The organism is Vibrio rubrogenes (assembly GCF_059641415.1).
Genome location: NZ_JCARSY010000020.1, coordinates 13,394 through 29,046, shown reverse-complemented (window position 1 = coordinate 29,046; position 15,653 = coordinate 13,394). Strand labels below are relative to the sequence as shown.

Here is a 15,653-nt window from a genome sequence, read left to right as displayed (position 1 = left end):
ATATAAATCATGCATAAATACTAAACACTGATGGTGATAATGCTTATAAACATCGATAATTGCATTTTATCCACTTTTACAAACACGTTCACCACTGGCTTAGATCATGTACATGCCACCATTGACATGTAACGTTTCTCCACTGATATACGCTGCTTCTTCAGAAGCTAAAAACGCAACAGCCGCTGCAATTTCACGAGGAGAGCCTAATCTTCCTGCGGGAACTTGAGCGAGTGTAGCAGCTCTTTGCTCATCATTCATAGCGTTTGTCATATCAGTTTCGATAAAACCAGGTGCAACAGTATTGACTGTAATACCACGAGAAGCAACTTCTCTAGCCATCGATTTACTAAAGCCAATTACACCGGCTTTCGCAGCAGAATAGTTTGCTTGTCCCGCATTCCCCATGGTTCCCACAACAGAACCCACGTTGACAATACGACCACAACGCTTCTTCATCATGCCACGTAAAACAGCCTTTGAAAGACGATAGATAGAAGTCAGGTTGGTGTCCATGATTTCTAGCCATTCTTCATCTTTCATACGCATCAGTAAGTTATCACGAGTAATACCGGCATTGTTCACGAGGATATCGATTACGCCGAACTCCTCACCGATAGCCTTCAGAACCGACTCGATAGAGTCAAGATCTGTAACATTCAGCTTGAAGCCTTTGCCCTTTCCACCCAAATACTCACTGATTGCAGCGGCACCATTTTCACTGGTTGCAGTACCGATAACCGTAGCACCACGTTCTACAAGAAGTTCAGCAATAGAACGACCGATACCTCGGCTGGCCCCTGTAACCAATGCAATCTTACCGTCTAGATTCATGAAATTACTCATGTTTCTTTTCCCTATGATGACTGAACTGAATTCAATGAAGCAGTATCGTTTACTGCCTCTGCAGTCAGTGTTTTAACAATTCGTTTTGTCAGGCCCGTCAGAACTTTTCCCGGCCCCATTTCAAATAGTTTTTCAACTCCCTGATCATGCATCTTTTGTACGGTCTCCGTCCAACGGACAGGATTATACAATTGACGGACAAGCGCATCTTTGATCTTTTCCGGATCTGTTTCAGCAATTACATCAACGTTGTTAATCACTGGAATTTCAGGTGAATTGAATGTAATCGCTTTCAATGTTTCTGCAAGTTTGTCCGCTGCTGGCTTCATCAAAGCACAGTGAGACGGTACAGATACTGGCAATGGCAGTGCACGCTTCGCGCCGGCTTCTTTACAGAGTTCCCCAGCACGTTGAACGGCATCTTTTTCACCGGCAATGACAACTTGGCCCGGAGAGTTGAAGTTTACCGGAGATACGACCTGCCCATTTGCGGCCGCAATACATGCATTCGCAATGCTATCATCGTCGAGACCGATGATAGCAGACATCGCACCACTGCCGACAGGAACAGCTTCCTGCATCAATTGGCCACGCAATTCAACTAATTTGATCGCTTGTTTAAAATCAATGACACCGGCACAAACCAAAGCTGAATACTCACCAAGACTATGCCCGGCCAGTATTTCCGGCATCTCTAATCCCAAAGATTGCCATACTCGCCAGATTGCAACCGAAGACGCAAGCAGTGCAGGTTGAGTCCGAAAAGTTTGATTCAGATCTTCCGCAGGCCCATTTTGGACCAGTGACCATAGATCATATCCCAAGGCATCTGATGCTTCTGCAAACGTCTGTTGAACCACATCATATTGTTCACCCAGTTCAGCAAGCATTCCAACCGTTTGCGAGCCTTGACCGGGAAACACGATAGCAAATTTGCTCATTTTTCATTCCTCTCGCCAAACAATCCCCGCCACAGAGCATCATCACTCCATGATATGGATTGTTTTTCAGTATTAAAATACGACTAGTGCAGAGCCCCACGTAAAGCCACCACCAAAAGCTTCCAGCAACAGTGTCTGACCACGTTGGATACGACCATCCCGAACAGCTTCATCTAAAGCAGTGGGTACAGATGCCGCTGATGTGTTGCCATGTCTGTCTAAAGTGACAACAACCTGCTTCATAGACATGGAAAGCTTTCGTGCCGTTGCGGAGATAATTCTCAGATTCGCTTGATGAGGAACCAGCCAATCCAATTCCGTTTTATCCATTTGATTTGCCGCCAATGTATCTTTGACGAGCTGTGACAACTGAGTAACAGCAACTTTAAAGACTTCATTTCCAGCCATATGGACCCATTTATCAGAATCACCGCCCGATTGTGGCGTTTCCAAAGATAACAGCGGGCCATACTCACCATCAGAATAAATATGAGTCGATAGAATTCCGGGGGTTTCACTGCGACCAAGCACAACAGCACCAGCACCATCACCAAAAAGAATAATGGTTGAACGATCAGTCGGATCACAGGTTTTTGACAACACATCAGAACCGATCACAAGAATGTTTTTACACATACCTGATTTGATATGTTGATCGGCGACCGACAGAGCATACATAAACCCTGAACATGCTGCCGCTATATCAAAAGCCGGGCATCCTTTGATACCAAGCTGAGCCTGAACCTGACAAGCTGATGAAGGAAATGAGTGACTGCCACTGGTCGTTGCAACGATAATCATATCGATATCATCTTTAGAAACAGCAGACATTTCCAGCGCTTTTACCGCTGCCAAATAAGCCATATCGGCTACCGTTTCATCTTCTGCAGCAACACGCCGTTCTTTGATACCCGTGCGTGTAACAATCCACTCATCGCTCGTATCTACCATTTTCTCTAAATCTGCGTTAGTCCGCACCTGAGATGGCAGGTAGCTGCCTGTACCTAATATTTTGCTATACATGAAGACTAATAATGCCTCTCGAGTAAAACTGCTTCTAATCGTTCGCTAATACGACTGGGTACTTGCTCTTTAATTTCGTGTACCGCTTCTCCTATCGCATTGGCAAAAGCGGATATATCAGCACTACCATGGCTTTTCACCACGATGCCACGCAATCCTAACAAACTTGCTCCGTTATAGTGGTCGGGGTTCAGGTTTTTTAACCCAATAAATAGCTCAGAAAACAATTTTCTTGCGATCCAACCCTTTATTGATGAACCAAACATTTTATTTTTTAGCTGATCAATAAACAGCTGGGCCGTACCCTCACAGCTTTTCAAACAGACATTACCCACAAAGCCATCACAAACCACAACATCGGTCAGATCATTGAATATCTGATTGCCTTCAACATTGCCGATAAATTGAATTGACTGTGTTTGTCTTAACATATCAGCGCAGCGTCTGACAAAATCATTGCCTTTAATTTCTTCTTCACCGACATTTAAAACAGCCACTCGAGCCTTATGGCCCAGATGAACTTCAGCCAAAGCACTCCCCATTACAGCAAACTGAAATAAAGAATCGGCATCACAGGAAACATTTGCTCCCAAATCCAGCATCCACAGCCGTTTTCCGGATACAGTCGGAAGCGCAGAAATCAATGCGGGTCGATCAATGCCGGGAAGCAACTTCAAACGAAAACGTGAAAGAGCCATCAGCGCGCCAGTATTCCCTGCACTGACACATGCATCGGCAACTTGCTCTGTCACCAAGTCAATCGCCATTCCCATTGAACTATGCATAAAGCGGCGCAGTGCAAGAGAAGGTTTTTCTGAATTAGAAATGACTTGATCACTATGAACAATGCTCACACGTGAGCTGTCAGAGTAACCTAACTGAGACAATTGAAAGGTGATTGCGTTCCGATCACCGACCAAAATCACTTTTAGCGCTGGGAAACGCGACAGTGCCTGCACGGCGGCAGGCACTGTAACGCGAGGTCCGAAGTCCCCGCCCATTGCATCAAGTGCAACGGTATAATACTGCAAAGGTCAACCTTACTTGTTGATTACCTTTTTGCCACGGTAGTAACCATCTGCAGTTACATTGTGACGCAGGTGAGTTTCACCTGAGGTTGCATCTACAGACAAAGCAGCTGTAGTCAACGCATCATGTGAACGACGCATACCACGCTTAGAACGTGTTTTACGGTTTTGTTGTACGGCCATGGACCCTACTCCTATGTTAATGAATGCTTAGCGATAAAAACTAGCGCTTCAAGCTCTTTAATACGTCAAATGGATTGGGTTTATCTTCCGGAACTTCATCAGGAATGTCACCAAATACCATATTGTCTGAATCAACACGACAGTCTGATGGATCATGCATCGCAACTTGGGGTAAACCAATGATGAACTCGTCTTCAACCAACTGAATCAGGTCTACTTCACCGTACTCATTCCGATCTACCAAATCGTATGATGCCGGTGCATCTTCACTTTTCTTCCCTAAATTCGGGGTATAAGTGAAATCCACATCGCAACGATGTGGGAAAACCTCATTACAGCGTTGACACTGCAAATCAACTTCGATGCTAGCTTTACCAGAGATAACAACGAGTCGCTGTTCATCAAACCCAAATGACAATGAGACATCAGCGTCACATTTTACGCCTTCGACTGCTTCCTCTAAGCGCTTAAAAAGACCGACCTGAATAATACCATCATAGTCGAGTCGTTTCTGAGCTGCTTTTACGGGATCAACCGTTCGCGGGATTTTTACCTTTTGCATAGGGCGCGAATATTATCTTCCAAATCAAATTTAGTCAAAGAAAAAGGGAAAAAAGTTAGCTTTTTTTCGCCATTCCGATCCACTTACGGTGATCTCCGTAGCATTATCATATATTCTCGCCATAACACCAAAGAATTCATCAAATATAGATATGAGCCATTATCAACTTGTTTTAGCTTCCACCTCAAAATATCGGCGCCAATTGTTGGAGAAAATAGCCATCCCCTTTATCTCTATCGCACCTGAATGTGATGAAACACCATTTGCGGATGAATCCCCCCAAGCGCTGGTTCAACGTTTAGCACAACAAAAAGCGCAAAGTTGCCCTCAGAAACAACCGAGCCTGATCATTGGTTCAGATCAAGTGTGTGTCGTGCAAGAGCAAATCGTCGGCAAACCACATACTAAAGAACAGGCAGTGCAGCAGTTGATGGCACAATCGGGAGACAAAATCACCTTTTATACCGGCCTTGCACTATACAACAATGTCACTCGGACAACTCAATGTATCGTTGACCAATTCCATGTGCACTTCCGGCAATTAACCCGCAGTCAAATTGAACGTTACATTGAAATCGAACAACCGCTTGACTGTGTCGGTAGTTTCAAAAGCGAGGGATTGGGTATTGCTTTATTTAAACGTTTAGAAGGCGACGATCCCAACGCACTGGTAGGATTGCCCTTGATCAAACTCATCGACTTACTCGAATTGGAAGGGATGACGGTGCTATGAACGCAATTGTGCCAACACATGCTCAAGCTTCTTCTCCATCGGTGCCACAATCTCCATCATCTCACCACTCGTCGGATGAATAAAACAGATCTGTGCAGCATGTAAAAAGAGTCGATCCAGTCCTAATTTCCCGGTATATGCATCAAAGCGTGGATCGCCATAACGGTCATCCCAAGCAATCGGATGGCCTGCATATTGGGTATGTACCCGGATCTGATGAGTCCGCCCCGTCACTGGACTTGCCTGAATTAATGTTGCCTGAGAGAATACTTCAATAACTTTAAAACGAGTTTCCGAAGCCTTCCCTTGCGGATTGACCCGGACAATACTATTGACTTCATTTTTTAACAGTGGCGCATTTATTTTGCGACATTTGACATCCCAAGTCCCCATAACAAGCGCGTTGTAATGCTTCTGAACTGATTTTTCCCGAAACTGAGCTTGTAAATGACGAAGAGCCGAACGCTTTTTCGCCACCAAAAGGATTCCGGAAGTGTCTCTGTCAATCCGATGAACCAATTCCAGAAAACGGGCCTGCGGCCGAAGTGCCCGCAACGCTTCTATCGCACCAAATTTTAATCCACTTCCACCATGAACGGCCGTACCGGAAGGTTTATTGAGTACTAACAGCGCATCATCTTCAAATAAAATACACTGTTCCAATTCCGCTACTTTTCCCAGTTTGGTACTCAATGGTTCTTGCGTCGTGTCACTCTGCGGTAATGTTACGGGCGGAATCCGGATAACATCTCCGGGTTGTAATTTATATTCAGGCTTGATCCGTTTCTTGTTCACACGTACTTCGCCCTTGCGCAGAATGCGATAAACCACACTCTTCGGAATATCTTTCAGTTTATTACGCAGGAAGTTATCAATTCGCTGGCCGGCCATATCTTCATCAATATTGACAAACTGGACTTGTGTTCTGATTTCACTCATTTGCTTATGGTTTATACAAAATTGTTTATAAGAAAGAAAAAGGCGTTGCTGATACAGGCGATCTGCTCACCTAGCGCTTCATCACTGGGCATAAAGTATACAGAGATAGCAATATTGGCTTAAACGCGCGCATCATACTATCTTGATGTTCGATATCATAGTGATAAATATTTTGCTATTCCCGCCCTCTCGTGCCTTAATCTCGAACAAACTATGCCAAAGCAGCCAATTCATAAATCATCTCAGCCTTCGGAGTCCATTTTTTTAGGTTTATTTTTTATAAAGCAGATTGCTGAAATACGTTGCCACTGCTATAGTTCATAGCTGCAATAGACACACTGGCGATGTTTTAACTCATGACGCCGTGTTTCGAGCAATTTTGGGTAGAAACTTACGGTTCTTTGTATGCTGCAAATGGCGTAAGACAGACATAACCGTGACTTCTTATTGTTCTACTCATCGTCATTCATGTTGAGTATCTACCGCACACTGCGGCTCATCACTGGTGAAATAATCAGCGGGTGAGGACTGAAGTGCCTTTTTGAGCGTCCCTTCCAGCCGAGAGGCTGCAAAAAAAAGCCATGGGATCAGGCACCGTGAAGATGAAATGCAAGCAATAAGAACAACAAATAATCAAAACAAAAGAAATACAACGAGATTTTTAAATGAAAAGAATGTTAATTAACGCAACTCAAAAAGAAGAGTTGCGTGTCGCGCTGGTCGACGGTCAGCGACTTTTCGATCTGGATATAGAAAGTCCCGGATACGAATCAAAGAAAGCAAATATTTACAAAGGAAAAATCACCAGAGTTGAGCCTAGTCTGGAAGCAGCATTTGTTGATTATGGTGCTGAAAGACACGGTTTCCTTCCTCTCAAAGAAGTTGCGAAAGAATATTTCCCAGCCGGATACACGTATCAAGGACGTCCAAGCATTAAGGAAGTTCTGAACGAAGGCCAGGAAGTGATCGTTCAAATTGAGAAAGAAGAACGTGGTAGTAAAGGTGCTGCCCTCACAACATTTGTCTCTCTGGCCGGTAGTTATTTGGTTCTGATGCCGAATAATCCTCGTGCCGGTGGCATTTCCCGTCGTATCGAAGGCACAGAAAGAACGGAGCTGAAAGAAGCCCTCAGTACACTTGAACTTCCCCAAGGCATGGGGCTGATTGTCCGCACCGCTGGGGTGGGTAAAAGTGCTGAAGAGTTAGAATGGGATTTAAACGTTTTGCTCACTCACTGGAGTGCGATCAAACAGGCTTCCGACTCTATCCCTGCACCGTTTCTGATCCATCAGGAAAGTAATGTTATTGCACGCGCAATTCGCGATTATCTACGTCGTGACATTGGCGAAATCCTGATCGATAGCAATACGATTTACGAACGTGCACTAGAGCATATTCGGCTTGTTCGTCCCGATTTTGTCAATCGGGTTAAGAAGTACGAAGGCGAAGTTCCGCTATTCAGTCACTATCAAATCGAAAGCCAAATCGAGTCAGCATTCCAGCGAGAGGTACGATTACCTTCCGGTGGCTCGATAGTGATCGACCCGACAGAAGCACTCACTTCTATCGATATCAACTCTGCTCGTGCAACCAAGGGTGGTGATATCGAAGAAACGGCGCTGAATACCAACCTGGAAGCAGCCGAAGAAATCGCCCGCCAACTTCGTTTACGAGATTTAGGTGGCCTTGTGGTCATCGACTTTATCGATATGACGCCCGTTCGTCATCAACGTGAAGTTGAAAACAAACTCCGAGAAGCGGTTCGTGTTGACCGTGCCCGGGTTCAGATTGGCCGTATTTCCAGATTTGGCTTACTTGAAATGTCCCGGCAACGTCTGAGTCCTTCTCTGGCAGAGGCAAGTCATCATATTTGTCCGCGCTGTTCTGGAACAGGAGTTGTTCGTGATAACGAATCTTTGGCGCTGTCTGTACTGCGATTGATCGAAGAAGAAGCTCTGAAAGATAATACGTCAGAGGTCCTTGCTGTTGTACCTGTTCCGATTGCATCTTATTTACTGAATGAAAAACGCCGCTCGATCAATCACATTGAGCGGATTCAAGATGTCAAAATCACTATCGTGCCGAACTCTGATATGGAAACCCCTCACTTTGAGGTCATCCGAGTCAGAGAGGGTGAAGAACAGGAAATGCTGTCTTACCTCGTGCCTAAACGTTTGGAAAGCATTCGTGAGGTTGAAGGTAAGGATGTTGTCGAAACTGAAACGAAACAGCGACGCATTGAAGAGCCGGTATTAAAAGGGTTTGCTGCACCGACAACCTCAGCGCCTCAACCGAAAGCGCCACAAGAGCCGCAAGCACAGGCCGTACAGAAAACTGAATCGAAAGAGCCTGCACAGCCAGGGCTGTTCAGTCGATTGATGAAAGGCTTGGCGAGTCTGTTCTCTGGTTCGGAACCGACCCAACCAGAAAAATCAGTGGCCGATACCAAAACATCAGAACAGGAACAACGCTCAGAGAATAGAAAACCTCGCCGTTCTCGTGAGCGCAACAATGAGCAACGCCGACGCCCGCGTCAGCAAGTTCAGGATAGCAACAAGCCAAAATCAGATAAAGCGCCGGACTCAGCAGAAGTAAAACAACAACCTTCTGATGAGAAGAAACCGGCGAAGTCCCAATCTCGCAAACCAAAGCAGCAGGATAAGCGCGGAAATCAAGATAAAAATTCTGCTACGAAGTTAGCCGAGGAAGGACAAAAGATTGCTCAGGATGCACAATCTGAAGCGAAGAAAGAACCACGGGATATACAAGAGAAAGCCGTGGTCGCGAAAGAGCGTCGTCAACGCCGTAAACTAACCAAACAAATTCGTCTTCAGTCTTCTCAATCGGCTGGCGAAACTTTGGTAAGTGATGTGAGCGTGTCTGAACATGATGCGATGAATCCAGAAGTGGCGCCTGTAGCAGTGATCGATGAGCAATCATCACCTGTACAGTCATCATTGGAAGAGACTCAACAGAATCAGTCCTCGAATCATAATGATGCGAATGAAAACGCGAATACCGAAGAGCCGAAACAGCGTCGGAGTCGCCGTTCACCTCGCCATTTACGTGCAAATGGACAGCGTCGTCGCAGAGGAAGAGAGCGCAGACCAAACCCATTCCGCTTACGGAAAGGAGGCGTTGCGTCTCCGGAAATGGCAATGGGTAAAGTGATGCCAAGCTACGGTCTGATGAAAAAGTCCACACCTCAAGCCATTCAGTCCGAGCAATCACCGGCTCAGCCAGAAGCTCAGGAACAACTCAGCGGTGTTGCATTCCCTGAAATGGCAATGGGTAAGGTGATTATTCGTTCAGCGAACGCATCTACAACACCGGAGATTACAACGTCAGAGAATGCGCCGAAAGTGGCACCGGATATCACCGCTCCTGAAACCGTTGATATGGTGACTCAAGAAATTGACCAACCTTCAAGTGAAAACGATAAGGTTGTCGCGGTAGAAATCACGAGTGATCAACAGCCAACCCCTGTGCCAGTCGAAGCGGAAATCACTGATGAGGTAACCGCTGAACCAGCAGAGCAGCAAGTGGCTCAAGACAGTCCTCGTGAAATACCAGAACCAACTCAGGAAAGCGAGCAACCTGTACAGCTAGCACCAGAAAGCGTCATAGCGGTGAAAGGCCATGCATTTTCGCCAATGACAAAAGCTCCCGGAAGTGGCGAACTGGTACAAGTGCTTCTTGAAGCTGCACCTTTACGAGAGCAACGCTATCCACTAAAAGGCGCTGGTAGTCATGCTGCAACCAATCATGCAAGTTCAGCAATGGCAAAACCACTACAGCTATCCTGAATAATTTTTGCGTAAATTTTAGTCTTCAAAGAGCTGCTAAATGCAGCTCTTTTTTTATGAGATCACTAAAGTAAAGACCGAAGTAAATACCGTGATAACAGACCGAGAAACCTGTCAGTAATAGGACATCGACCAATCACCAACATACCGAACAGTTGACCTTAATCACACTTTTCTGTAGCATTCGCCAACTTATGCCCAAGTAAAGCCCAGACAGGAATATCTTTCAGTCATGAGGGCGCTTGCGGTCCATGAACCCGAAATACTTAGTTCATATTGCTTGGTTAGAATACTTAGATCAAACCTATAGAGCTATATCGGTTTTTGTTCAGCCACTAACAGAAAACAATCATACTCATGCTTGAATTCCCAAATCAATCAACATATTCAATTAAAAACGATGTCCTTTCCGGACTGACCGTCGCACTGGCACTGGTCCCTGAGGCTGTTGCTTTTGCATTTGTTGCAGGTGTTGACCCGATGGTCGGTCTTTATGCCGCATTCATTGTCGGTCTAATTACTGCTATTTTTGGCGGCCGCCCAGGGATGATTTCAGGTGCTACTGGAGCAATGGCTGTCGTGATGGTTAGTCTGGTCTCCGAACACGGCATCTCTTATCTGTTTGCCGCTATTCTATTGGCAGGTATTCTTCAAATCAGTGCAGGTTTATTCAAACTCGGAAAATTTATCCGGATTGTACCCCACCCGGTCATGATCGGCTTTGTCAACGGGCTTGCTATTGTCATTTTCCTTGCCCAGTTAGGGCAGTTTAAAGTGCCATCTCTGGATGGCGTGATGACTTGGCTACCCTATGATCAGATGTTACTCATGTTAGGACTGGTCGCTTTAACCATGGCGATTATCTTTTTCCTGCCGAAGCTAACGACTGCAATTCCCTCCTCTCTGGCTGCCATCATTGTGGTCACTTTGCTAGTTCAGGGGTTGGGGTTAGAAACCCGTACTGTAGTTGATTTTCTACGTACCATGTCTGGGAATGATACGGCCACGCTTGCCGGTACTCTCCCTTCATTCTCCGTACCAGATGTGCCTTTTACATTCGAAACGCTGAAAATCATTCTTCCCTATTCTGTCATCTTAGCGGCCGTCGGATTAATTGAGTCTTTGCTGACACTGACCGTACTTGATGAAATGACCAATAGCCGTGGTCAGTCAAACCGCGAATGTATGGGACAAGGGCTTGCAAACATCACCTGTTCATTCTTTGGTGCAATGGGCGGCTGTGCAATGATTGGTCAATCGATGATTAACGTAAACTCCGGTGGCAGAGGACGTCTGTCCGGTATCGTTGCTGCGGTGATGTTACTGTGCTTTATTTTATTTACGTCAGCACTCATTGAGATGATTCCATTAGCTGCGCTGGTCGGTGTCATGTTTATGGTGGTGATCGGAACATTTGAATGGGCAACCTTTAAACTTGCCAGAAAAGTACCCAAGAAAGATTTCTTCGTGATTGTGCTCGTAACTATTGTCACCGTATTTACCGATTTAGCGATTGCCGTTGCCGTGGGTGTGATTACATCTGCACTGATGTTTGCATGGGATCATGCAAAACACATTTATGCAACCAGCCATGCAAACGAAGACGGTTCCAAAGAGTATAAGATCCATGGCCCTATTTTCTTTGGCTCTGTGGCGAATTTTCTGGAGCTGTTTGATGCTCACCAAGATCCAGAACACGTGATTGTTGACTTTGCTCAGTCGCGCGTGACCGACCACTCGGCAATTGATGCAATTGAAACACTTGCAGAGCGTTACGCGGCCGTTGGCAAAACCCTTCACTTACGTCACCTGAGTCAGGATTGTCGTAAGCTGCTTCATAAAGCCAGTAGCTTGATAGAAACAAATGTGAAGGAAGATCCAACTTACAAGGTTGCAACCGACGTGCTCGCCGGATAAGACCAGCGACACGTCTAAATACTGACCATTAAACAGCCGTCGTTTCATGACAGAAATGACGGCTTTTTCTTATCTATCAGAAACACCAGACCTTCATTCTCTTGGATAAGCACCGTTCAACTTGCGGTGAGCTAACTAAATCAATGTCTGTGACTCTCTCGCTCGTGATGCTGTTAACTTGATAGGCGATTACTTTCAACTTCAGTGATTTTAACGCACACCCGATACTTGTGATCGATGTCGAAAGCTAAAAAATACCGGATGACCTGAATGCCGATCGCATCAAGAATTAATCTTGTGCATAAAAAATGCCCCAACCAAAGGCTGGGGCATCTTCGTATTTTATGCAGAATAAATGCAATTAAGCTTCAGATTTCTCTTTTTTAGCTGACCGTTTCTTTGGAGCTTCAGCAGCCGCTTCTTGATCCGCTTTTTTCTTGATAACGGTTGTCCCTTCAACAGTCTCACCTTCAACATAAGCACGACCGTAGTAAGAAGACAGTAACACCTCTTTCAACTCACTGATTAGCGGATAACGAGGGTTTGCACCGGTACACTGGTCATCAAATGCCTGCACAGACAGCTCATCAAGTTTAGCAAGGAAGTCAGCTTCATTGACACCTGCTGCCTGAATAGACAGTGGGATATCCAGATTATGCTTCAGCTCTTCCAACCAACCCAATAAACGCTCAATTTTCTGCGCTGTACGGTCACCCGGTTGAGAAAGCTCCAAGTGATCAGCAATCTCAGCATAACGACGACGAGCCTGAGGACGGTCATATTGAGAGAATGCAGTTTGTTTAGTTGGGTTATCATTCGCGTTGTAACGCACAACGTTGGCAATTAATAGCGCATTCGCTAAACCGTGAGGCACATGGAACTCAGCACCGATTTTATGCGCCATTGAGTGACATACACCCAAGAATGCATTGGCAAATGCAATCCCAGCAATAGTTGCTGCGTTATGCACTTTCTCACGAGCAATCGGATCATTTGCACCATTGGCATAGCTGGATGGCAGATACTCTTTCAACATTTTCAGCGCCTGTAGTGCCTGACCATCTGAATATTCGTTAGCCAGTACAGAAACATAAGCTTCTAATGCGTGAGTCACTGCATCATAACCACCAAACGCAGTCAGAGACTTCGGCATGTTCATCACCAGGTTTGCATCAATGATGGCCATATTTGGCGTCAGTTCGTAGTCAGCCAGTGGGTATTTCGCACCGGTTTTATCATCGGTAACGACCGCAAATGGTGTAACTTCAGAACCTGTACCAGAGGTTGTAGTAATACAAACCAGTTCAGCTTTCTGACCCATTTTAGGGAATTTATAGATACGTTTACGAATATCCATAAAGCGCATTGCCAACTCTTCGAAATGCGTTTCAGGATGCTCATACATCACCCACATGATTTTCGCAGCATCCATTGGAGAACCACCACCAAGTGCCAGAATCACATCAGGCTGATAGCTCGCCATTTGTGCAGCACCTTTTTCCACAACAGACAGTGTCGGATCGGCTTCAACATCAAAGAACGTCTGAACTTCCATGCCTTGAGCTTTCAATAGACTCACAACATCGTCAGCATAGCCATTGTTGAACAAGAAGCGGTCTGTCACCAAGAATGCACGTTTTTTACCTTCAAGGTCGCCCAGTGCGATAGGCAGGCTACCACGACGGAAGTAGATAGACTTCGGTAATTTATGCCACAACATGTTTTCAGCTCGCTTAGCAACAATTTTCTTGTTGATCAAATGTTTAGGACCGACGTTTTCTGAGATAGAGTTACCGCCCCAAGAACCACAACCCAGTGTCAGAGACGGTGCAACATTAAAGTTGTACAGGTCACCGATACCACCGTGGGTGGTTGGGATGTTGACCAGAATACGTGCAGTTTTCAACCGGTCACCGAAGTAACGGATCCGATCTTTGTTCACATCCTGATTGGTATACAAACCAGATGTATGACCGATACCACCGATTTCTACCATTTTCACCGCTTGGTCTACCGCGTTTTCAAAAGAACTGGCACGGAACATACCCAATGTTGGCGATAATTTTTCATGAGCGAACTCATCATCGTAAGAAACTTCACCAATGCCTTCACCAACAAGGATCTTGGTATCAGCCGGAACACTCACACCAGCCATTTCAGCAATAGCTGTTGCTGGCTGACCCACGATTTTAGCATTCAGAGCACCATCAATAAGCAGCACTTTACGGACTTTATCTGCATCAGATTTGCTCAGTACATGAGCTTTGTGTGTTGCAAAACGTTCTTTGACTTCATCATAAACTTCATCCATAACGATGACCGCTTGCTCAGAAGCACACACAACACCGTTATCAAACGTTTTTGACATCAGAACAGAAGCGACGGCACGCTTGATATCTGCTGTTTCATCAATCACAACAGGAACGTTACCGGCACCAACACCGATTGCTGGTTTACCAGAAGAATAAGCGGCCTTAACCATGCCCGGTCCACCCGTTGCAAGAATCAGGGCAATCCCTTCATGCTTCATCAGTGCATTCGATAGCTCAACAGAAGGTTGATCAATCCAGCCGATAATGTCTTTTGGTGCACCCGCAGCAACAGCGGCTTCAAGCACAAGCTTGGCAGCATCATTGGTTGAATTCTTCGCACGTGGGTGTGGAGAGAAGATAATACCATTACGTGTTTTCAGAGAGATCAGAGATTTGAAGATCGCAGTTGAAGTTGGGTTCGTTGTTGGGACGATACCACAGATAATGCCGACTGGTTCTGCAATCGTCATGGTGCCCATGTTTTCGTCTTCTTCCAATACACCACAAGTTTTCTCATCTTTGTACTTGTTATAAATGTACTCTGATGCAAAGTGGTTTTTGATCACTTTGTCTTCGACAATCCCCATGCCAGACTCTTCTACCGCTTGTTGTGCCAGAGGAATACGGGCTTGGTTTGCTGCCAGTGATGCCGCGCGGAAAATTTTATCTACCTGCTCCTGAGAGTAAGTAGCAAACTCTGCTTGTGCAGCTTGCACACGAGCAACAAGAGCATTAAGTTCCGCCATATTTGTTACAGGCATAGTGAATCTCCTAAAATTAAAAAAATGTTAAAAACTTTTTATTAAGACTGTCACCCGGTCTAAACGGCCAAAATCCAGTTTTTCTTCAGAAACAAGCTTAGTAAATAGCTTTCATCTCTGAGTATAATCTTTCAGTATTTGAAAACATTGACCCAGATCAGTTCTAAAAAACAATTCCTTCACTTGTCGAAATATTACCCGAAAAACACATAACCATATGAATTTGAATATAAAATGAATAAAGAGACCGGTTTCATAAAGAAATATCATCAAGACATAAAATAAAAAAACTACAATTTTATGTAATAAATTTTCATGGCAAAACAACATAGAAAGACCTAATCCGTTGTTTTCGTGCTACTAGTCATTATATAAGCCATGGATGAGAACACCATTTTTAAACTATCTTTTTTACAATATCCCTACATATAAGCCACAAACCCGTCAGCATATCTGAACTCTTAATCTGAGTTGAACCAATGCAAAAGGTTCCATTTCGATAATTTCTCGTCCCCACCGCAAAAATTATCGAAAAGATGACATCTTATTCATATCACGGGATAATCGTTCATCGGATGCTAAATTAACGAGTGGTGTCATAT

General features: G+C 45.0%; 11 protein-coding genes. 3 read left to right on the top strand and 8 right to left on the bottom strand.

Annotated features, from left to right (window positions below; genetic code table 11):
* Positions 1-99: 99 nt before the first annotated feature.
* The 6 genes from fabG to yceD form a co-directional block, all read right to left on the bottom strand.
* On the bottom strand, positions 100-834 hold the full coding sequence (gene fabG / locus AC55NX_RS14075) for a 3-oxoacyl-ACP reductase FabG (protein WP_059121149.1): 735 nt from the start codon (positions 832-834) through the stop codon (positions 100-102).
* A 23-nt stretch (positions 835-857) separates the two neighbouring features.
* Complete coding sequence (gene fabD / locus AC55NX_RS14070; protein WP_496996320.1) at positions 858-1,787, bottom strand: ACP S-malonyltransferase; 930 nt, start codon at positions 1,785-1,787, stop codon at positions 858-860.
* 72 nt (positions 1,788-1,859) lie between these two features.
* The gene (locus tag AC55NX_RS14065) at positions 1,860-2,810 is read right to left on the bottom strand and encodes a beta-ketoacyl-ACP synthase III (protein ID WP_496996319.1); all 951 of its coding nucleotides are present in this window, start codon (positions 2,808-2,810) and stop codon (positions 1,860-1,862) included.
* Positions 2,811-2,815: 5 nt separating this feature from the next.
* Entirely contained in the window at positions 2,816-3,841 is a 1,026-nt protein-coding gene (gene plsX, locus AC55NX_RS14060) for a phosphate acyltransferase PlsX (protein ID WP_059121152.1), read from the bottom strand.
* A gap of 9 nt (positions 3,842-3,850) precedes the next feature.
* Positions 3,851-4,021 (bottom strand): 50S ribosomal protein L32, encoded by a 171-nt coding sequence (gene rpmF / locus AC55NX_RS14055; RefSeq protein WP_021019534.1) that lies wholly within the window; start codon positions 4,019-4,021, stop codon positions 3,851-3,853.
* Between the two features lie 40 nt (positions 4,022-4,061).
* Positions 4,062-4,583, bottom strand: a complete 522-nt coding sequence (yceD, locus tag AC55NX_RS14050) for a 23S rRNA accumulation protein YceD (RefSeq protein ID WP_077334437.1) — start codon at positions 4,581-4,583, stop codon at positions 4,062-4,064.
* A gap of 151 nt (positions 4,584-4,734) precedes the next feature.
* On the opposite strand from yceD, the gene AC55NX_RS14045 reads away from it, so the two are divergent.
* Entirely contained in the window at positions 4,735-5,316 is a 582-nt protein-coding gene (locus tag AC55NX_RS14045) for a Maf family protein (protein WP_496996318.1), read from the top strand.
* On the opposite strand, the gene rluC is transcribed toward AC55NX_RS14045, so the two are convergent.
* Positions 5,311-6,255 carry a 23S rRNA pseudouridine(955/2504/2580) synthase RluC gene (rluC, locus tag AC55NX_RS14040; protein WP_496996317.1) on the bottom strand — a complete coding sequence of 315 codons (945 nt, stop codon included), beginning with the start codon at positions 6,253-6,255 and terminating at the stop codon, positions 5,311-5,313. The genes AC55NX_RS14045 and rluC overlap by 6 nt on opposite strands.
* Positions 6,256-6,920: 665 nt before the next feature.
* On the opposite strand from rluC, the gene rne reads away from it, so the two are divergent.
* Both rne and AC55NX_RS14030 read left to right on the top strand, forming a co-directional pair.
* Positions 6,921-10,061 carry a ribonuclease E gene (gene rne / locus AC55NX_RS14035; protein ID WP_496996316.1) on the top strand — a complete coding sequence of 1,047 codons (3,141 nt, stop codon included), beginning with the start codon at positions 6,921-6,923 and terminating at the stop codon, positions 10,059-10,061.
* 357 nt (positions 10,062-10,418) lie between these two features.
* Positions 10,419-11,978 (top strand): SulP family inorganic anion transporter, encoded by a 1,560-nt coding sequence (locus AC55NX_RS14030; RefSeq protein WP_496996315.1) that lies wholly within the window; start codon positions 10,419-10,421, stop codon positions 11,976-11,978.
* 361 nt (positions 11,979-12,339) lie between these two features.
* Here AC55NX_RS14030 and adhE read toward each other — a convergent pair whose 3' ends face one another.
* Positions 12,340-15,051 (bottom strand): bifunctional acetaldehyde-CoA/alcohol dehydrogenase, encoded by a 2,712-nt coding sequence (gene adhE, locus AC55NX_RS14025; protein WP_059121159.1) that lies wholly within the window; start codon positions 15,049-15,051, stop codon positions 12,340-12,342.
* Positions 15,052-15,653: the final 602 nt, after the last annotated feature.